Here is an 18,608-nt window from a genome sequence, read left to right on the forward strand (position 1 = left end):
CGAAAACGAACGGAAGAGGGGGCCGCCGCAGCGACCCCCTCCCCCGGAACGAGAATCCGGGGCGTCAGCCCTCGACGATGTCGATCTGTCGGAACAGGTCGGCGCCGACGGCCTCGCGCATCGCGACGAGGATCTCGTCGGGCACCGGCGAGTCGACCGTGAGCACCGAGAGCGCCCGGCCCGTGGCATCCGGAGCCGCCACCTGCAGGCCCGCGATGTTGATGCCCGCTTCGCCCAGCTTCTGGCCGTAGATCGCCACGATTCCGGGGCGGTCGGCGTAACGCATGACCACGTGGTGCTGCTCGATCGGCACCTCGATCTCGTAGCCGTTGATCGAGACGACCTTGGGCACCATGCGCGTGCCGGCGAGCGTGCCCGCGACCTCGAGGGCCGAGCCGTCGGCCAGCGTGCCGCGCAGGATCGTGATGTTGCGGTACAGCGGGCTCTCGGCCTCGACGACCAGGCGCGCCTCGACGCCGCGCTGCTCGGCGAAGAGCGGGGCGTTGACGTACGAGACGCTCTCGCTGACGATGCGGCTGAAGTACCCCTTGAGGGCGGCCAGACGGTAGACGCTGACGTCGTACTGGGCGAGCTCTCCGCGCACCTCGATCTCGAGGCTGGTGAGGGCGCTGTCGGCGAGGCCGCTGAAGAACTGGCCGAGCATCTCGACGAGCGCGATACCGGGGCGCACGAAGGGGTCGATCGCGCCGCCGGCGACGTTCACGGCATCCGGAACGAGATCGCCTTCGAGGGCGAGCTTGACGCTGCGCGCGACCGAGACGCCCGCCTTCTCCTGCGCCTCCTCGGTGCTGGCGCCGAGGTGCGGGGTGACGACGACGTTCGGCAGGTCGAGGAGCTTGCGGGCGGGTCCGCCCTCGGCGGGGGGCTCGGTCGAGAAGACGTCGAGACCGGCGCCGGCGATCTCACCCGTGGTGAGGGCGTCGAAGAGCGCCTCCTCGTCGATGAGGCCACCGCGGGCGACGTTGATGACGTAGGCGCTCTTCTTCATGCGGCGCAGCTGCTCGGCGCCGATCATGCCGGTCGTCTCGGGCGTCTTCGGCATGTGGATCGTGACGAAGTCGCTCTGCTCGAGGAGCTCGTCGAGCGACACCAGCTGCACGCCGAGCTGCTGCGCGCGGGCCGCGGTGACGTAGGGGTCGTACGCGATCACGCGCATGTCGAAGCCCTGCACGCGCGCGGCGATGAGGGCGCCGATGCGACCGAGGCCGATGATGCCGATCGTCTTCTCGAACAGCTCGGTTCCGGTGAACGAGCTGCGCTTCCACAGGCCCTGCGCGAGCGAGGCGTGCGCGGCCGGGATGCGGCGCGCGAGGCTCAGCACGTGACCGACGGTGAGCTCGGCGGCCGAGATGATGTTGGAGGTCGGGGCGTTGACGACCATGACGCCGGCCGAGGTGGCCGACTTGATGTCGACGTTGTCGAGCCCGACACCGGCGCGGGCGACGACCTTGAGCGACGGCGCGGCGGCGAGGGCCTCGGCGTCGATCTGGGTGGCCGAGCGCACGAGCACCGCGTGGGCGTCGGCGAGGGCCGACAGCAGCGCGGGGCGGTCGGTCCCGTCGACGTTGCGCACGTCGAAGTCGGGGCCGAGCGCGTCGATCGTGGCGGGAGAGAGTTCTTCGGCGATGAGCACGACGGGCTTCGTCACGGATACGTCCTTCGAAACGGTGCTGGGGACTGCCGCGCACCGTCGCACACCGCCGGCGCGAACCGGGCGCGCGACCCGTGCGGGCCGTCTGTCAGCCTAGCGCGGAGCCACGAGGCGCCCTGACCGTGTGACGCCGCACGTCCGGGCTGCGCTGGCCGTGTGCAAGCCGAGCAGGGCGGAGCCGGGTAGACATCGCGCCGACACCTCCGCCGCATGAGACCGCATCTCGCTGACGAGCCCACGTCAGCGTGACGCCGAGATGTCAGCGAGATGCTTTCTCGCGGAGGACAACGCCGCGCGCGAGCAGAACGGGACCCCGGATGCCGGGACCCTCGTCCTCAGCCGCCGTACAGGCCGTACGAGGTGGTGCCGTAACCCACGATCGCGAGCCAGAACGCGGCGGAGAGCGTCAGCCCCGCGAGGAGGGCGATCGCGAGCTCGCCCGCCCTTCGCCGCTGGCCGATCGCGAAGGCCACACCGAACGCGACGAGCGGGAACACGATGGGAAGGATGTACACGAACCAGCCCAGACCGTTGAGCCCCAGGGGGCCGTTGACCTGCTGGATCAGCAGCGCGACCGAGCTCCACACGACGTACGCGTAGAACAGGCCGAAGAGTCCCGCGATCGTGACGAGAAGCCACGTCGGCAGGTGGCGGGTGCGAACGGGAGTGCTCATGCGAAGGCTCCCAACGACAGGAACGGCCAGGGAACGAGAAGCACGATCCCCACGATCAGCAGCAGGAAGCGCTGCCACGTGCGCCAGCTGCGCGTGAGAGCGAGCACGGCGACGAACCACACGACCGGGGCGAGCGCCGCGCCGATCGTCAGGGCGATCACCGTCACCGACGGAATGGGAAGACCGAGGCCGTTCAGCCGCAGTCCCGCGAGAAGCCAGCCGATCGCGAAGAGCAGGAACGTCGCCGCCACCATGCCGATCCCCACGAGACCCACGTTTCCGAGGGGCGCCGCGTGGGCGGCATCCGGATCCTCATCGTCGACGTCGTCGACCGCGACCGGCTCGGAGCGGACGGGCTCGGGATGCCGGGTGACCGGCGCCGCGGCAGGCTGCAGGGGCTCGATCGGCCCGGCCTCGACCTCGCCGCCGGGGACGGGGGTCGGCGCGTGCTTCTCGCCGACGTCGAGGGTGGGGTCGTCGTCACCGCCCCAGGACAGGGCGTCGTCATCGCGCGGAGTGCTCACGGCTCCACGGTAGCGGCGCTCCCCCGCCGCCGGGCCGCGCCCCGCCGAAACGGCGAACGCCCCGGAACCGCGAGGTCCCGGGGCGTTCGACGAGAGGATCAGCGCGCGGCGGAACCCTCGACGTAGTCGGTGTCCTGCTGCTTCCACGCGAAGAGGCCGCGCAGCTCCTTGCCGGTCGCCTCGATGGGGTGACCCTGCTCCTTCTCGCGGAGCTCGAGGAACTCGGGGGCGCCCTTGTCCTGGTCGGCGATGAAGCGCTCAGCGAAGGCACCCGACTGGATGTCGCTGAGGACGGCCTTCATGCTGGCCTTGACGTCGGACGAGATGACGCGGGGACCCGAGACGTAGTCGCCGTACTCGGCGGTGTCGGAGATCGACCAGCGCTGCTTGGCGATGCCGCCCTCCCACATGAGGTCGACGATGAGCTTGAGCTCGTGCAGCACCTCGAAGTACGCGATCTGCGGCTGGTAGCCCGCCTCGACGAGGGTCTCGAAGCCGGCCTGCACGAGGTGGCTCATTCCGCCGCAGAGCACGGCCTGCTCGCCGAACAGGTCGGTCTCGGTCTCTTCGGTGAAGGTCGTCTTGATGACGCCGGCGCGGGTGCCGCCGATGGCCTTGGCGTACGACAGGGCGGTGTCCCAGGCCGAGCCCGAGGCGTCGCGCTCGACGGCGATGATGTCGGGGATGCCGCGGCCCGCGACGTACTCGCGACGCACGGTGTGACCGGGAGCCTTGGGGGCGACGAGGATCACGTCGACACCCTCGGGGGCGTCGATGTAGCCGAAGCGGATGTTGAAGCCGTGCGCGAAGACGAGCGTCTTGCCCTCGGTGAGCTTGTCCTTGATCGAGTCGGCGAAGATCGAACGCTGGTGCTGGTCGGGCGCCAGGATCATGATCAGGTCGGCCCACTCGGCGGCATCCGCCACGTTCTTGACCTCGAAGCCGTCTTCCTGCGCCTTGGCGGCCGACTTGGAGCCGTCCTTGAGCGCGATGACGACCTCGACACCCGAGTCGCGCAGGTTCTGCGCGTGGGCGTGACCCTGCGAGCCGTAGCCGACGATCGCGACCTTCTTGCCCTGGATGATCGAGAGGTCGGCGTCGTCGTCGTAGAAGATCTCTGCCATGAGGATGTTTCTCCTTGAATCGTGGCCCCCGCTCAGGGGCCGCTGGTGAATGGAAGAAGGGAAGATTCAGCCGCGCAGAACGCGCTCGGTGATGCTCTTGCCGCCGCGACCGACGGCGAGCAGGCCCGACTGCGCGAGCTCCTTGACACCGAAGGGCTCGATCGCCTTGAGGAAGGCCGCAACCTTGCCTGAGTCGCCGGTGATCTCGATCACGATGGCGTCGGGGGCGTAGTCGACGACCGACGCGCGGAAGAGGTTCACGACCTCGAGCACGTTGGAGCGGCTCGCGTTGTCGGCGCGCACCTTGACCAGGACGTGCTCGCGCTGGACGGAGCTGGCGGGGTCGAGCTCGACGATCTTGATGACGTTGATCAGCTTGTTCAGCTGCTTGGTCACCTGCTCGAGCGGCAGACCCTCGACGTCGACGACGACCGTGATGCGCGAGAGGCCCGGCACCTCGGTGACACCCACGGCGAGCGATTCGATGTTGAAGCCGCGGCGGGCGAACAGGCCCGCGACGCGCGTGAGCAGACCGGGCTTGTCCTCGACGAGGAGGCTCAGAACGTGGCGGGACATCTCAGTCCTCCTGCTCGTTAAAGGTGGGCGAGTGGTCGCGCGCGTACTGGACGTAGCTGTTGCTGACGCCCTGCGGGACCATCGGCCAGACCATGGCGTCGGCGCTCACGACGAAATCGATCACGACCGGGCGGTCGTTCGTGTCGAGCGCGAGCTGGATGGCCGCGTCGATCTCGTCTTCTTTCTCGACGCGGATCGCCAGGCATCCGTACGCCTCGGCCAGCTTGACGAAGTCGGGGATGCGGCGGGTGCCGTGTCCCGTGTTCAGGTCGGTGTTCGAGTGGCGGCCGTCGAAGAACAGCGTCTGCCACTGGCGCACCATGCCGAGCGAGGAGTTGTTGATGATCGCGACCTTGATCGGGATGTCGTTGATGACGCAGGTCGCGAGCTCCTGGTTGGTCATCTGGAAGCAGCCGTCGCCGTCGATCGCCCACACGGCGCGCTCGGGCTGGGCCACCTTGGCGCCCATGGCCGCGGGCACCGCGTAGCCCATGGTGCCGGCACCGCCGGAGTTGAGCCACGCGTTCGGGCGCTCGTACTTGATGAACTGCGCGGCCCACATCTGGTGTTGGCCCACGCCCGAGGCGTAAACGCCCTCGGGGCCGGTCATCTCGCCGATGCGCTGAATCACGTACTGCGGCGAAAGCAGACCATCGGTGGTGGGCGTGTAGCCGAGCGGGAACTCCTCGCGGAGCCCGTTCAGGTAGGTCCACCACTCGGTGTAGTCGTGGGGCTGCTCGGCGTCGACGGCACGGAAGGCGGCGTCGAGGTCGACGAGCACGTCCTTCAGGTCGCCCACGATCGGCACATCGGCCGTGCGGATCTTCGAGATCTCGGCGGGGTCGATGTCGACGTGCACCACCTGCGCGTGCGGGGCGAACAGCGCCGCCTTGCCGGTCACGCGGTCGTCGAAGCGCGCGCCGAGCGAGACGATCAGGTCGCTCTCTTGCAGGGCGAGCACCGCGGGAACGGTGCCGTGCATGCCCGGCATGCCGAGGTGCTGCTCGTGCGAGTCGGGGAACGCGCCGCGCGCCATGAGCGTGGTGACCACGGGCGCACCGGTCGCTTCGGCGAGCACCTTCAGCTCGGCCGAGGCGTTCGCGCGGATCGTGCCGCCGCCCACGTACAGCACGGGCTTCTTGGCGGTGGCGAGCAGCTGGGCCGCGGCCTGGATCTGCTTGCCGTGCGCTTTGGTCACCGGGCGGTAGCCGGGGAGCTCGACCTTGGGCGGCCAGACGAACGGCGCTTCGGCCTGCTGGGCGTCCTTGGTGATGTCGACGAGCACGGGACCGGGGCGACCGGTCGAGGCGATCTCGAAGGCCGCGGCGATCGCGCCGGGGATCTCTTCGGCGGTCTTCACCAGGAACGAGTGCTTGGTGATCGGCATCGTGATGCCGACGATGTCGGCTTCCTGGAAGGCATCCGTTCCCATGAGGGTCGAGAACACCTGGCCGGTGATGCAGACCAGCGGCACCGAGTCCATGTAGGCGTCGGCGATCGCGGTGACGAGATTGGTCGCCCCGGGGCCCGACGTCGCGATGGCGACGCCGACCTTGCCCGAGGCGGCGGCGTAGCCCTCGGCCGCGTGACCGGCGCCCTGCTCGTGGCGCACGAGGATGTGGCGCACGTGCTCGTCGTCCATGAGCGGGTCGTAGACGGGCATGATCGCCCCGCCCGGCAGACCGAACACGTCGGTGACGCCGAGCAGGTCGAGCGAGCGGACGACCGCCTGCGCACCCGTCATCACGGGCGCCGGAGCGGTGCGGGCGGGCGGCCGGGGAATGGCTGCCGTGGAGGAATCGATGGACATGGGAGTACCTCGAGAACCGGGAGAAAGGTGAGAAGGGGGACGGCCGTCAGCCCGTGACCGCGCCCTCCGCGGCGGAGTGCACGAGCTTGGAGTACTTGGCCAGAACGCCACGGGTATAGCGCGGGGGAAGCGGTTCCCAGCCTTCGCGGCGGGAACTCAGCTCGGCGTCATCGACGATCAAGTCGAGAGTGCGAGCGGCGATATCGACCCGTATCAGATCACCATCGCGCACGAAGGCGATGGGACCTGCGTCCACCGCTTCGGGAGCTATGTGGCCGATGCACAGGCCGGTTGTGCCGCCTGAGAATCGTCCGTCCGTCAACAGTAGTACATCTTTTCCGAGGCCCGCGCCCTTGATGGCCGCGGTGATCGCGAGCATCTCGCGCATGCCCGGACCGCCCTTGGGACCCTCGTAGCGGATGACCACGACGTCGCCGGCGGCGATCTCGCCCGCCTCGAGGGCGTCCATCGCGCCGCGCTCGCGCTCGAACACGCGGGCGGGGCCTTCGAAGACGTTTCCGTCGAAGCCGGCCGACTTCACGACCGCGCCCTCCGGCGCCATCGAGCCGTGCAGGATCGTGATGCCGCCGGTCGCGTGGATCGGGTCGTTGAACGAGTGGATGACTTTGCCGTCGACCGGGTCGGGGTTCAGGTCCGCGAGGTTCTCGGCGAGGGTCTTGCCCGTGACGGTGAGCGCGTCGCCGTGCAGCAGCCCCTCGTCGAGCATGGCCTTCATGATGACCGGGATGCCGCCGTGACGGTCGACGTCGTTCATGACGTACTGGCCGAAGGGCTTCATGTCGGCCACGTGGGGCGTGCGGTCGCCGATGCGGTTGAAGTCGTGCAGGTTGAGCTCGACCTCGGCCTCGTTCGCGATGGCGAGCAGGTGCAGCACGACGTTGGTCGAGCCGCCGAGCGCCATGGCGAGGGCGATGGCGTTCTCGAACGCCTCTTTGGTGAGGATGTCGCGCGTGGTGATGCCCTGGCGCAGCAGGTTGACCACGGCCTCGCCCGAGCGGTGGGCGAAGTAGTCGCGGCGGCGGTCGGCCGAGGGCGGGGCTGCGGAGCCGGGGAGGCTGAGACCGAGGGCCTCGGCGACGGACGCCATGGTGTTGGCGGTGTACATGCCACCGCACGCGCCCTCACCCGGGGCGATCGCGCACTCGATGCGCTTGAGGTCGGCCTCGCTCATCTTGCCCGCGAGGCACGCGCCCACGGCCTCGAACGAGTCGATGATCGTGACGTCCTTCTCGGTGCCGTCGCTGAGCTTGACCCAGCCCGGGGCGATGGAACCGGCGTAGAGGAAGACGCTCGAGAGGTCGAGGCGAGCGGATGCCATGAGCATGCCGGGGATCGACTTGTCGCAGCCGGCGAGCAGCACGGAGCCGTCGAGGCGCTCGGCCATCATCACGGTCTCGACGCTGTCGGCGATGACCTCGCGCGACACGAGCGAGAAGTGCATGCCCTCGTGGCCCATCGAGATGCCGTCGGAGACGGAGATCGTGCCGAACTGCAGCGGGTACCCGCCGCCGGCGTGAACGCCCTCTTTCGCGCCCTGCGCGAGGCGGTCGAGGCTGAGGTTGCAGGGCGTGATCTCGTTCCAGCTCGACGCGATGCCGATCTGGGGCTTGTCCCAATCCTCGTCACCCATGCCGACGGCGCGGAGCATTCCGCGCGACGTGGTGGCTTCGATGCCATCGGTGACGACGCGACTGCGGGGCTTGATGTCGAATTCGCCGGTGTTCGGATTCTGCGGTGCGGGCATTCTCGAAGTCTATTGCGCGGGTACGACACCCGATGCTCCGCAGGCCGTGAACGCTCGATTAATCGGCGCGCGTGAACCCCGCGTCCGGTGCCGGCCGCATCGACTTCCGCGCGAACGCGGATCGTCGAGGTGGCGTCGCGTCAGTCGACGTGCGCACGACGCAGGCGCGCCACATCCTCCAACACCGCGACGAACGCGTCGATGTCGTCCACGCGGAGCGTCGCCGCGGTGTCTCCCCCGCCCACGCGCACGCCGAGGTCACCGGCATCCAGGGAGCTCAGGGCATCTTCATCGGTGACGTCGTCGCCCGCGAACAGCACGGCCGTCGCCCCGACGCGCTCGCGCAAGCGCGCCACGGCGGAGTCCTTGCCCTCGTGTCGGAACGAGAACTCGAGGATGTCGTGGCCGGTGCGACGCCGCCACGAGGGCGCTCGATCGGCGAGCATCTCATCGACGAGAGCACGGGCGGGCCGAGCGGTCGCGGCGTCCGCGGTACGCGTGTGGACGCCGAGACCGTACTCCTTGGGCTCGATCCAGACACCCGCCATGTCAGCCGTGCGCTCGAGGACCTCTTTCTGCAGTTCGTCCCGCAGCTCGAGCTCGGCGGCGTCGTCGCCCGTCTCTTCGATCCCCGCACCGGGCACCCAGAACTGGGCGCCGTGCGAGCCCGCGAGCCAGATGGGCGAGGAGTCGTCGTGCTCGGCGATCTCGCGCAGGTGCCCGAGCGAGCGCCCCGACACCAGGGCGACGACCGTGCGCGGAAGCACCGCGAGGGCGTCGACCGCGGCCCGCGCACCCGGGGTCATCCGCGCCGACATCGGCTCGTCGACGAGCGGCGAGAGCGTGCCGTCGAAATCGAGGGCGACGAGGAGCGTGTCGGTGGTGGCGACGGCCTCGACCGTCGCGTCTGCGGCGGTCATTCGGCATCCGTTTCGTCGATGGGCTCGCGTTCGGGGACCGAACCGTCGTCGTGTTCGACCACCTCGGCGGCGGCGGCGCTCGACGATTTCTCGTGGAAGACCGAGAGCGCCTCGAGGAACTCCCGCGACCAGTCCTCGACGTCGTGATCGCGCACGCGTTTGCGCAGGGCCCGCATGCGGCGGCCCTGCTCGGCGGCGGGCATGTCGATCGCGCGCAGGATCTGGTCCTTCAGCCCGTCGATGTCGTGCGGGTTGATGAGCAGCGCGCTGCCCATCTCGTCGGCGGCTCCCGCGAACTCGCTCAGCACGAGCACGCCGCGGTTGTCGATGCGGCTGGCGACGTACTCCTTGGCGACGAGGTTCATGCCGTCGCGGAGCGCGGTGACGAGCATGACGTCGGCCGCGAGGAAGAGGGCGACCATCTCTTCGCGCGGGTACGACTGGTGCAGGTAGCGGATGGCCGTGTGCGTGGTGGTGTCGTAATCGCCGTTGATGCGCCCGACGGTCATCTCGATCTCGTCGCGCAGCTGCACGTAGGCGTCGACGCGCTCACGGCTCGGGCTCGCCACCTGCACGAGGGTGGCGTCCTCGACGGTGGCACGGCCGTCTTCGAGCAGTTCGCCCCACGCTTTCAGGCGGTGGCGGATGCCCTTGGTGTAGTCGAGGCGGTCGACGCCCAGCAGGATCTTGCGCGGATTGCCGAGCCCCTCGCGGATCTCCTTCGCGCGCTGCTGGATCTCGGGCTTCTGCGCGAGCTCGATGTACGACTCGGCGTCGATCGAGATGGGGAACGCCTTCGCAAGGGCGACGCGCGTGCCGCCCTGGGAGTCGGGCACCAGGATGCCGCTGGCCTTGGTCTCGTATCGCAGCTGTCGCCGCACGGCCCGGGCGAAGTTGCCGGCGTCGGCCACGCGCTGGAATCCGATGACGTCGGCGCCGAGAAGTCCCTCGAGCACCTGCTTGCGCCAGGGCAGCTGCGAGTACAGGCCGTAGGCGGGGAACGGGATGTGGTGGAAGTACCCGATCGTGAGGTCGGGGCGCAGCTCGCGCAGCAGTTTGGGGACGAGCTGGAGCTGGTAGTCCTGCACCCACACGATGCCGCCCTCGGCGGTCACGTCGGCGGCGGCGCGGGCGAAGCGTTCGTTCACCTTCACGTAGGCGTCCCACCACGCGCGCTTGTACGTCGGCGCGGCGATGACGTCGTGGTACAGCGGCCAGATGGTGTCGTTCGAGAAGCCCTCGTAGTAGAGCTGCACGTCGGACGCCGACAGGGTCACGGGAACGAGGTGCGTGCCCTCGAAGTCGAAGGGGTCGACGGTGGCATCGGCTTGACCGGCCCATCCGACCCAGGCGCCTTCGGCGCGACGCATGACGGGTTCGAGAGCGGTGACGAGACCGCCGGGTGAGCGTCGCCACCCCTCGCCGTCGGGGGTGCGATCGACGGGCAGTCGGTTGGCGACGACGACGAAATCGGCCTGGGTCACAGGTCCTCCTCGGGGATCGTCCTCAGGCTAACAGCGGGCCCGATCCGCGCACGGGGGTGGACGGGATGCGATACGTGCGTTCTCGCGCGCGGGCCGGTCGCGCTCCGCTGTCAAGGTGCGGCGCCGGATCACGCCGCTCGATAGGTTGGGCTCATGCGGCAGTACATCTTCGGAACCGGTCTTCTCAGCGCCATCACCGGCGGCGTCACGCTCTTGCGCGGTCTCAAGAACGACGAGCCGTTCACCTGGCGCACGGCGCTGGCGTGGCTGAGCTGGGGCATCACTCTCGCGCTCGCGATCGGCGCGGTCGTCGACACGCGCCGCGCGCGTCGGGGTCGCGTGATCTCGGGGGACTCCCCCGTCTCGAAGAAGCAGGAGAAGCTGTTCAAGAAGCGGCTCGCGCGCTGACCCACGGAGACCTCACGGATGCCGCGGCCTCGAGGTCGCGGCATCCGTTCGTTTCGGGCCGGCCCTACCGGGTGAGGATCAACGCGTCACCCTGACCGCCGCCACCGCAGAGCGCCACCGCGGCCGTCCCGCGGCCGCGACGGACGAGTTCGTGCACCGCGTGGACGACGAGACGGTTGCCCGAGGCGCCGATGGGGTGCCCGATCGCGATGCCGCCGCCGTGCGGGTTGACGACCTCGTCGAAGACGCCCAGCTCGGCCTGCGACCGCGCGACCACGGCGCCGAAGGCCTCGTTGATCTCGATGAGGTCGAGGTCGGATGCCGCGATGCCCTGCTTCTCGAGCGCTTTCGCGATCGCGCGGGCGGGCTGGGCGTGCAGGGAGTTATCGGGGCCGGCGACCTGACCTGCGGCCCCGACTACGGCGAGTACGTCCCACCCGCGCTCGTGGGCGATCGCGCGGGTGGTGACGACCACCGCGGAGGCGCCGTCGGAGATCTGCGAGGCGTTTCCCGCGGTGATCGAGCCGCCCTCGGCGAAGGCGGAACGCAGCTTCGCGAGCGTCTCGACCGTCGTGTCGGCGCGGATGCCCTCGTCGGCCGAGACGACCACGGGGTCGCCCTTCCGCTGCGGGATCGACACCGGCACGATCTCGGCGTCGAAGATCCCCTCCGCCTGCGCGGCGGCGGCGCGCTGGTGGGAGCGGGCGGCCACGGCATCCTGAGCTTCGCGCGTGACCTCGTACCGGGCGTTCGCGCGCTCGGTCGAGGCGCCCATGCTCTCGCGGTCGTACGCGTCGGTGAGGCCGTCGTACGCCATGTGGTCGAGCACCTCGACGGAGCCGTAGGCGTAGCCGTCGCGCGAGTTCATCAGCAGGTGCGGGGCACGGGTCATCGACTCCATGCCCGCGGCGACGACCACCGTCGCGTCTCCCAGGCGCAGCATGCGTGCCGCGTCGATGATCGCGGTGAGACCCGACAGGCAGACCTTGTTGATGGTGGCGGAGTGCACGTCCCCACCGATGCCCGCTTCGATCGCGGCCTGGCGCGCGGCGTTCTGCCCCGCTCCGGCCTGCAGCACTTGGCCCACGAGCACCGCATCGACGGCGTCGGCGGGGATGCCGCCGCGCTCGAGCGCCCCGCGGATGGCGGCCGCCCCGAGCTGCACGGCGGTTAACGGGGCGAGCTGCCCCTTCAGTCGGCCCTGCGGGGTGCGGGCGGCGGCGACGATGACGACGTCTTTCTGTGCGTTCATGCGTGCTGCTCCTCAGCGAGTCGGACGGTCAGCTCGGGCTCGGTGGCGGCCCGCACCTCGTCGACGCTCACCCCGGGGGCGAGCTCGACGAGCACGAGTCCATCCTGCGTCACATCGATCACGGCGAGGTCGGTGATAATCCGGTCGACGACGCCGCGGCCGGTGAGCGGCAACGAGCACTCGTCGACGATCTTCGGTGAGCCGTCGCGGGCGACGTGCTCCATGAGCACGATCACGCGGGCGGCGCCGTGGATGAGGTCCATCGCTCCCCCGGGGCCCTTGACCATCTTTCCGGGGATCATCCAGTTCGCCAGATCTCCGGATGCCGACACCTGCATCGCCCCGAGGATGGCGGCGTCGATCTTGCCCCCGCGGATCATCCCGAAGCTCAGGGCCGAGTCGAAGAACGCCGACCCCGGGAGGGTGGTCACGGTCTCTTTGCCGGCGTTGATGAGGTCGGCGTCCACCGCGTCCTCGGTCGGGTAGGGACCGACGCCGAGGATGCCGTTCTCGGACTGCAGCACGACCGTGACTGCGTCGGGCACGTAGTTGGGCACGAGGGTTGGCAGGCCGATGCCGAGGTTGACGTACGAGCCGTCGGCGAGCTCGCGGGCGGCGCGGGCGGCCATCTCGGTGCGGGACAGAACCATCAGCGGGTCTCCTCACTCACGGTGCGCTTCTCGATGCGCTTGGGGACGTCGGGGCCGACCTCGACGATGCGGTGGACGTACACGCCGGGGAGGTGAACGGCGTCCGGGTCGAGGTCACCGGGCTCGACGAGGTGCTCGACCTGCACGATGCAGGTGCGGCCGGCCATCGCGGCGAGGGGGTTGAAGGCGCGCGCGGCCTTTCGGAACACGAGGTTGCCGTGCCGGTCGCCCGTGTGGGCGTGCACGAGCGAGAAGTCGGTGGTGATGGCCTCTTCGAGCACGAACTCGCGCTGCTCGCCGTTCACCTCGAAGGTGCGGACGTCCTTGACCGGAGAGGCGACGGCGATGCCGCCGGCCCCGTCGTAGCGACGCGGCAGTCCGCCCTCGGCGACCTGGGTGCCGACACCGGTCTGGGTGTAGAAGGCCGCGATGCCCGAGCCGCCGGCCCGCAGCTTCTCGGCGAGGGTGCCCTGCGGGGTGAGCTCGAGCTCGAGTTCGCCCGAGAGGAACTGCCGCTCGAACTCCTTGTTCTCTCCGACGTACGACGAGGTCATCTTGCGGATGCGACCGGCGCCGAGCAGGATGCCGAGCCCCCAGTCGTCGACGCCGCAGTTGTTCGACACGACCGACAGGTCGCGGGTCCCCTGGGCGAGAAGGGCCTCGATGAGGGCGATGGGGTTGCCGGACAGGCCGAACCCGCCGACGGCGAGAGACGCTCCGTCGGTGATGTCGGCGACGGCCTCGGCGGCCGAGGCGACGGTCTTGTCGATCACGCGAACTCCTTCGTTTCGTCCTCCTACGGTGCGCTGTTCGGGCCCGCCGAGTCGACCGCGCTCTTGTCATGTGGATGACGTGGGGCTTAGCGTCCACATCGTGGACACTGCATCGCGATCCGTTCCCGGCGCCCAGGCCATCTCGCGGGCGGCCCGGCTCTTGCGCCTCGTGACGGCCGCGGGCGAGACCGGCGCGTCGGTCGGCGACCTCGCGCGCGACGCCGATCTCACGCGACCGACCGCGCACCGCCTCCTCAGCGCGCTTCGCGCCGAGGGGCTCGTCGACCGCGACGAGCCGACCGGTCACTGGCTACCGGGGCCGGAGCTCTATCTGATGGGGAGTGTGGCGGCATCCCGATTCGACATCACCTCGACCGCGCGCGACATCGTGCGCTCCCTGGCGGTCCGAACCGAGGAGAGCGCGTTCCTGTCGGTACGGCGGGGCGACGAGACGGTGTGCCTGGTGCGCGAGGACGGGAGCTTCCCGATCCGCTCGTTCGTGCTGTCGGAGGGGGTGCGCTTTCCCCTCGGGGTGGCCTCGGCGGGGTTGGCGATCCTGGCGTTCCTGCCGTCGAGCGAGGTGGATGCGTATCTCGAGCGGCATCCGGAACTTCCCGAGAAATGGGGGGCGTCGCACTCCCCCACCCGTCTGCGCGGGCGGATCCGCGACACGCAGGCACGTGGATACGCGGTGAATCCGGGGCTCATCGTGGAGGGGAGCTACGGGCTCGGCGCGGCCGTGTTCACGCGCGCGGGCGACCCGCAGTGGGCTCTCAGCCTGACCGGGGTGGAGTTCCGCTTCGGCGGCGAGCGCCTCGCGGAGCTCGGACGGATCCTTCTCGCGCACGCGCACCAGTTGTCGACGCGCATCGCGTCTCGCTGAATCCCTCGAAATAGATACCCACGGTATATACCGGGGGTATACTTCCACATATGACCCGCCACGACGACCTGCAGACGCTTCTGCTCGCGGTGCACGCCCTCACCCGCGTCGCGGCTCTCGACACCCAGACCGACGCCCCCGCCGCACAGTGGCGCACGCTGACTCTCCTGCGCGACCACGGCCCCCAGCGCCTCGGCGACCTCGCGACCCTCAGCCGCGTGACACAGCCCGGCATGACCCGACTCGTCCACCAGATGGACGCCGCGGGACTCGTCGAGCGCCGCCGCCTGCCCGACGACTCGCGCGTCAGCGTGATCGCCGCCACGGCGAAGGGCCTCGACGCGCTGACCGGGTGGTACGAGCAGTTCCGCGCGGCCCTTGCGCCGCACGTGGCCGACCTCTCCGAGAAGGAGTGGGATGCCGTGAGCGTCGCCGCCTCCGCGCTCTCACTGCGCGTGGGAATGGCGCCGACTCCCGCGGGTCGATACGAAACCACTAACGATCGAACCCCCGACGACGATGGCGCCGCCGACCCCACCGAAGACCGCGGAGCCCTCACGAAATCCGCAGAAGAACAGGAGGTGGTCCGGTGAGTGCCGGAACCGCAGCATTCAGCAAGGCGCCCAGCGTCTGGAAACAGCCCGCGCAGGTCTGGGCCGTCGCCTTCGCGTGCGTCGTCGCCTTCATGGGCATCGGTCTCGTCGACCCGATCCTCCCCGCCATCGCGGACTCCCTGAAGGCCACCCCGGTCGAGACGGAGCTGCTGTTCACCAGCTACCTCGTCGTGACCGGCCTGGCGATGCTCATCACCAGCTGGATCTCGAGCCGCATCGGCGCCAAGGCGACCCTGCTCGTCGGTCTCGGTTTGATCGTCGTGTTCGCCTTCTTCTGCGCCATCAGCGGCAGCGTCGACGCCGTGATCGGCTTCCGCGCCGGATGGGGTCTGGGCAACGCTCTGTTCATCTCCACCGCGCTGGCGACCATCGTGGGCGCGGCATCCGGCGGGAGCTCGGCCGCGATCATCCTCTACGAAGCCGCGCTGGGCCTCGGCATCGCCGTGGGGCCGCTGCTCGGCGGCATCCTGGGTGAAGTCAGCTGGCGCGGGCCGTTCTTCGGCGTCGTCGTCCTGATGGCGATCGCGTTCCTCGCGGTGGCGGTCCTTCTGCGCGGCCCCAAGCCCGCGCGCACCCCGCTCCCCTTCAGTGCCCCGTTCCGTGCCCTCGGCCGTCCGGCGCTCGCGATCCTCGCGGCGACCGCGCTGTTCTACAACATCGGCTTCTTCACGCTGCTCGCGTTCTCGCCGTTCCCCCTCGGGTTCGGGGCGATGGGCATCGGCCTGACCTTCTTCGGATGGGGCGTGGGCCTGGCGATCACGAGCGTCTGGGTCGCCCCTCTGCTGTTGCGCCGGCTGCGGCTGACGACGGTCCTGCTGATCGCCCTGCCTCTGCTGGCCCTCGACCTGCTCGTCGCCGCGTTCATCGTGTCGTCGGCCGTCGCTCTGGTCGTGTGCATCATCGTGGGCGGTCTCGTGCTGGGCGTCGTGAACACCGCGCTGACCGAAGCGGTCATGGAAGCCACCGACCTCCCGCGCTCGGTCGCGTCGTCGGCCTACTCGGCCGTGCGCTTCCTGGGCGGGGCGGTCGCTCCCCCGCTCGCCGCGCTGCTCTGGCACGCGTACGGCGCCGGAGTGCCCTACGTGATGGCCGCGGTGTCGGTCGTGATCGCCGCCGCCTGCATCCTGTTCGGCCGGCGTCTGCTCGCACACGTCGACGGAGCACACCCGGATGCCGCTGACGAGGGCGCAGCTGTTCTCGTGGGGGATGCGGCGTAAGGCGTCGGCGTCACCTCTCCTCACGTCGGGTGCCGGCAGGACGAACCGTTCGGATCGTCGTGTCGGCGCCCGGCGCTTTCGCGTGGGTGGGCGCTACTTGCTCGATTTCGCCCTCCACCGGCGGTTCCTCCTGATGTCGGAGGTCCTCGATACCGTGCTCGTATGACGAGCCCGACCCCCGCACCGCACCGGTCGACACCGGATGCTGCGCTCGTGCCCGCCGTGTTTCTGGCGCCTCCCCCGAGCGACGACGAGCTCGAGGCCTGGGCCGATGAGATCCGCACGATCGAAGAGGGACGGTTCGAGCCGGACTGGAACGAGCTGTTCTCCGACGACAGCACTCCGTGGCCGGTGAGCCACGACCTCGGCTCCCCCAGCGAGGACGCCGCCGCGGTTTCCGAGTCCGAAGCCGACGCTCGTCCCATCGACCTCGTGCACACCCTCGTCGCGGTCGCCGTCCGCCGTCGCCAGCACACCGCCGAGGAATACCGGCTCATGACGCTGATCCTCGACCGCGCCGTTGCCGATCCCGACCCGTGGGTCGGTCCCGATCCCACCCTGGATCACGCGTGGGAGGACTCTCGCGGGCGGTCAGTGGCCGCCGTGCGGCGCGACCGTGCCGACCTCGCGGAGCGCGCCGCCGCCGCAGAGATCGCCGTTCACCTGCGACTGGCCGAGCAGACGGTCCGCACGCGAGTGGGCCACGCCCGGACCTTGCAGGCGCGGTGCGGCCTGGCCTGGCGGACATTCCTCGACGGACGGATCTCCGAGAGCCACGCGATCAGGATCGCCCGGCTCGCCGACTCCCTCCCCGATAACCGCGAGGCCTGGACCGCGTTCGACACCGGTGCCACCGAGCGCGCTCAACGCCTCACACCCTCGAGCTTCGACACCGCCGCTCGCGCGCTGCGCGAGAAGGCCCACGCCGAGTCGATCGAGGAGCGGCATCGCCGCGCGGCCCGCGACCGCGGGGTGTGGCTGACCGCCGAGCTCGACGGCATGGCGACGCTGACGGCCTTGCTTCCGGCCGACAAGGCTCACGCCGCCATGACCCGCCTGGATCGCGCCGCACGGCATCTGGCGACGACAGCCGGCGAAGAGCGCACGCTGGCGCAGCTGAGAGCCGATGCGCTAGCGGATCTGCTCGCGGGTGGATCGGTCGCGGAGCGTCCCGCGGCGGCGCCGGCTCCCACAGCAGGGGACTCGAGGGCATCCGGCTCCGGCCGCCCCACCGTCGTCGTGACCGTTCCCGCCCTCACCCTCCTCGGCCGCGACGACACCCCAGCCACCCTCGACGGGTACGGCCCGATCGATCTCGACACGGCACGAAGACTCGCCGGAGAGGCGTCGTCGTGGATCCGCGTTCTCACCCACCCGGTCACGGGGGTTCCGCTCGCCCTCGATCGCACCAGATACCGAGTGACGACCGCACTCCGGCGCTGGCTCGGCGTCACCTCGCCGACGTGCGTCTTCCCGGGGTGCGCCCGCCCCGCCCGCGACTGCGACATCGATCACCTCACCGCGTGGGCCGACGGCGGGGCCACCGACCACGACAACCTCGAACCCGAGTGCCGCCACCACCACCGCCTCCGCCACGAGACGAAATGGGAACCGCTCAAAAACCCCGGCGATGTCGACCTGAGGTGGCGCTCACCCCTGGGTCACGACATCGAGGTGGATCCGCCGCCGTTCTGATCTTTGGCGGCGCCGACCTGGCGCTCCTCTCGCACCCGTTCCCCCAGCGTGTCCCACAGCTGATCGAACCGGGCGTTCCACGGTGTCGCGAACACCCCGTCCTTCCAGCGCTGGTGCACGACGTCGAGGGTGACCCACTCGGCATCCTGGACCTCCTCCGGATACGGCACGGGCGCGGGCTCCCCGTCGACACGGCCGACCCAGAGGTCGAACAGGGCTCTTTCTTCGACGACGCGACCCACCAAGACCAGGTCGTCGGGGGCGAGCACCATCCCCGTCTCTTCCGCGAGTTCCCGGACGGCGCCGGTGCGGCTGGTCTCTCCGCGCAATGCGCTGCCGGCGGGGAACTCCCACGCCAAGGGGTAGTCCTTGCCCGCGGCGCGCAGGCTCATCAGCACGCGGCCGGTGGACGACACCAGACAGACGGATGCCACGACGTGGAACAACCCGGCCGGCACAGGGCCGTCCCCGCGCCGATGGAGGGTTCCGGTCGGTGTGCCTTGGATGTCGGTGACATCCCACATCTCGTCGTCGGCCATGGAAACCTCCCGGGTCACGCGCCGCCGT

At 69.9% G+C, this 18,608-nt stretch carries 18 protein-coding genes; 5 read left to right on the top strand and 13 right to left on the bottom strand.

Going from position 1 to position 18,608, the window contains the following annotated elements; translation table 11 throughout:
• Positions 1 to 64: 64 nt before the first annotated feature.
• The 9 genes from serA to AB6V31_RS07690 form a co-directional block, all read right to left on the bottom strand.
• Positions 65 to 1,669 carry a phosphoglycerate dehydrogenase gene (serA, locus tag AB6V31_RS07650; protein ID WP_056230644.1) on the bottom strand — a complete coding sequence of 535 codons (1,605 nt, stop codon included), beginning with the start codon at positions 1,667 to 1,669 and terminating at the stop codon, positions 65 to 67.
• A 338-nt stretch (positions 1,670 to 2,007) separates the two neighbouring features.
• Positions 2,008 to 2,346 (bottom strand): hypothetical protein, encoded by a 339-nt coding sequence (locus tag AB6V31_RS07655; protein ID WP_056230642.1) that lies wholly within the window; start codon positions 2,344 to 2,346, stop codon positions 2,008 to 2,010.
• Positions 2,343 to 2,870 carry a DNA polymerase III subunit gamma/tau gene (locus AB6V31_RS07660; protein ID WP_369364895.1) on the bottom strand — a complete coding sequence of 176 codons (528 nt, stop codon included), beginning with the start codon at positions 2,868 to 2,870 and terminating at the stop codon, positions 2,343 to 2,345. The genes AB6V31_RS07655 and AB6V31_RS07660 overlap by 4 nt, the downstream gene beginning before the upstream one ends.
• A gap of 98 nt (positions 2,871 to 2,968) precedes the next feature.
• Complete coding sequence (gene ilvC, locus AB6V31_RS07665; RefSeq protein WP_369364897.1) at positions 2,969 to 3,994, bottom strand: ketol-acid reductoisomerase; 1,026 nt, start codon at positions 3,992 to 3,994, stop codon at positions 2,969 to 2,971.
• Between the two features lie 66 nt (positions 3,995 to 4,060).
• A complete protein-coding gene (ilvN, locus tag AB6V31_RS07670; RefSeq protein WP_056230635.1) occupies positions 4,061 to 4,570 on the bottom strand; it encodes an acetolactate synthase small subunit in 510 nt (169 codons plus the stop codon).
• Position 4,571: 1 nt separating this feature from the next.
• Positions 4,572 to 6,380: an acetolactate synthase large subunit gene (locus AB6V31_RS07675; RefSeq protein ID WP_074696861.1), complete on the bottom strand. Its 1,809-nt coding sequence runs from the start codon at positions 6,378 to 6,380 to the stop codon at positions 4,572 to 4,574.
• Positions 6,381 to 6,426: 46 nt separating this feature from the next.
• Positions 6,427 to 8,145 (bottom strand): dihydroxy-acid dehydratase, encoded by a 1,719-nt coding sequence (ilvD, locus tag AB6V31_RS07680; protein ID WP_056230630.1) that lies wholly within the window; start codon positions 8,143 to 8,145, stop codon positions 6,427 to 6,429.
• Positions 8,146 to 8,285: 140 nt separating this feature from the next.
• A complete protein-coding gene (gene otsB, locus AB6V31_RS07685; RefSeq protein WP_369364900.1) occupies positions 8,286 to 9,065 on the bottom strand; it encodes a trehalose-phosphatase in 780 nt (259 codons plus the stop codon).
• Entirely contained in the window at positions 9,062 to 10,549 is a 1,488-nt protein-coding gene (locus AB6V31_RS07690) for a trehalose-6-phosphate synthase (protein WP_074696863.1), read from the bottom strand. The genes otsB and AB6V31_RS07690 overlap by 4 nt, the downstream gene beginning before the upstream one ends.
• 153 nt (positions 10,550 to 10,702) lie before the next feature.
• Here AB6V31_RS07690 and AB6V31_RS07695 point away from each other — a divergent pair, with 153 nt between their 5' ends.
• Entirely contained in the window at positions 10,703 to 10,957 is a 255-nt protein-coding gene (locus AB6V31_RS07695; RefSeq protein WP_056230625.1) for a hypothetical protein, read from the top strand.
• Positions 10,958 to 11,021: 64 nt separating this feature from the next.
• On the opposite strand, the gene AB6V31_RS07700 is transcribed toward AB6V31_RS07695, so the two are convergent.
• From AB6V31_RS07700 to AB6V31_RS07710, 3 genes are read right to left on the bottom strand one after another with little or no spacing between them, the layout of a single operon-like run.
• Complete coding sequence (locus AB6V31_RS07700; RefSeq protein WP_369364902.1) at positions 11,022 to 12,209, bottom strand: acetyl-CoA C-acetyltransferase; 1,188 nt, start codon at positions 12,207 to 12,209, stop codon at positions 11,022 to 11,024.
• On the bottom strand, positions 12,206 to 12,859 hold the full coding sequence (locus tag AB6V31_RS07705) for a CoA transferase subunit B (RefSeq protein ID WP_369364904.1): 654 nt from the start codon (positions 12,857 to 12,859) through the stop codon (positions 12,206 to 12,208). The genes AB6V31_RS07700 and AB6V31_RS07705 overlap by 4 nt, the downstream gene beginning before the upstream one ends.
• On the bottom strand, positions 12,859 to 13,632 hold the full coding sequence (locus tag AB6V31_RS07710; protein WP_074696867.1) for a CoA transferase subunit A: 774 nt from the start codon (positions 13,630 to 13,632) through the stop codon (positions 12,859 to 12,861). The genes AB6V31_RS07705 and AB6V31_RS07710 overlap by 1 nt, the downstream gene beginning before the upstream one ends.
• Before the next feature lie 100 nt (positions 13,633 to 13,732).
• Between AB6V31_RS07710 and AB6V31_RS07715 the strand changes: the two genes are divergently transcribed.
• The 4 genes from AB6V31_RS07715 (at position 13,733) to AB6V31_RS07730 (ending at position 18,041) form a co-directional block, all read left to right on the top strand.
• Entirely contained in the window at positions 13,733 to 14,515 is a 783-nt protein-coding gene (locus AB6V31_RS07715) for an IclR family transcriptional regulator (RefSeq protein ID WP_056230622.1), read from the top strand.
• A 50-nt stretch (positions 14,516 to 14,565) separates the two neighbouring features.
• Entirely contained in the window at positions 14,566 to 15,108 is a 543-nt protein-coding gene (locus AB6V31_RS07720; protein ID WP_369364906.1) for a MarR family winged helix-turn-helix transcriptional regulator, read from the top strand.
• On the top strand, positions 15,105 to 16,346 hold the full coding sequence (locus AB6V31_RS07725; protein ID WP_369364908.1) for an MFS transporter: 1,242 nt from the start codon (positions 15,105 to 15,107) through the stop codon (positions 16,344 to 16,346). The genes AB6V31_RS07720 and AB6V31_RS07725 overlap by 4 nt, the downstream gene beginning before the upstream one ends.
• A gap of 162 nt (positions 16,347 to 16,508) precedes the next feature.
• Positions 16,509 to 18,041 (top strand): DUF222 domain-containing protein, encoded by a 1,533-nt coding sequence (locus tag AB6V31_RS07730; RefSeq protein ID WP_369364910.1) that lies wholly within the window; start codon positions 16,509 to 16,511, stop codon positions 18,039 to 18,041.
• Here AB6V31_RS07730 and AB6V31_RS07735 read toward each other — a convergent pair.
• Complete coding sequence (locus AB6V31_RS07735) at positions 18,008 to 18,580, bottom strand: NUDIX domain-containing protein (RefSeq protein WP_369364911.1); 573 nt, start codon at positions 18,578 to 18,580, stop codon at positions 18,008 to 18,010. The genes AB6V31_RS07730 and AB6V31_RS07735 overlap by 34 nt on opposite strands.
• Positions 18,581 to 18,608 lie beyond the last annotated feature (28 nt).

The organism is Microbacterium sp. 16-032, from assembly GCF_041079455.1.
GTDB lineage: Bacteria > Actinomycetota > Actinomycetes > Actinomycetales > Microbacteriaceae > Microbacterium > Microbacterium testaceum_A.

What these genes read in the sequence shown, in the direction of transcription:
- AB6V31_RS07655 (WP_056230642.1), bottom strand. Translation starts at nt 2,346, where the DNA reads ATGAGCACTCCCGTTCGCACCCGCCACCTGCCGACGTGGCTTCTCGTC.
- ilvC (WP_369364897.1), bottom strand. Translation starts at nt 3,994, where the DNA reads ATGGCAGAGATCTTCTACGACGACGACGCCGACCTCTCGATCATCCAG.
- ilvN (WP_056230635.1), bottom strand. Translation starts at nt 4,570, where the DNA reads ATGTCCCGCCACGTTCTGAGCCTCCTCGTCGAGGACAAGCCCGGTCTG.
- AB6V31_RS07675 (WP_074696861.1), bottom strand. Translation starts at nt 6,380, where the DNA reads ATGTCCATCGATTCCTCCACGGCAGCCATTCCCCGGCCGCCCGCCCGC.
- ilvD (WP_056230630.1), bottom strand. Translation starts at nt 8,145, where the DNA reads ATGCCCGCACCGCAGAATCCGAACACCGGCGAATTCGACATCAAGCCC.
- otsB (WP_369364900.1), bottom strand. Translation starts at nt 9,065, where the DNA reads ATGACCGCCGCAGACGCGACGGTCGAGGCCGTCGCCACCACCGACACG.
- AB6V31_RS07695 (WP_056230625.1), top strand. Translation starts at nt 10,703, where the DNA reads ATGCGGCAGTACATCTTCGGAACCGGTCTTCTCAGCGCCATCACCGGC.
- AB6V31_RS07700 (WP_369364902.1), bottom strand. Translation starts at nt 12,209, where the DNA reads ATGAACGCACAGAAAGACGTCGTCATCGTCGCCGCCGCCCGCACCCCG.
- AB6V31_RS07705 (WP_369364904.1), bottom strand. Translation starts at nt 12,859, where the DNA reads ATGGTTCTGTCCCGCACCGAGATGGCCGCCCGCGCCGCCCGCGAGCTC.
- AB6V31_RS07720 (WP_369364906.1), top strand. Translation starts at nt 14,566, where the DNA reads ATGACCCGCCACGACGACCTGCAGACGCTTCTGCTCGCGGTGCACGCC.
- AB6V31_RS07730 (WP_369364910.1), top strand. Translation starts at nt 16,509, where the DNA reads ATGACGAGCCCGACCCCCGCACCGCACCGGTCGACACCGGATGCTGCG.
- AB6V31_RS07735 (WP_369364911.1), bottom strand. Translation starts at nt 18,580, where the DNA reads ATGGCCGACGACGAGATGTGGGATGTCACCGACATCCAAGGCACACCG.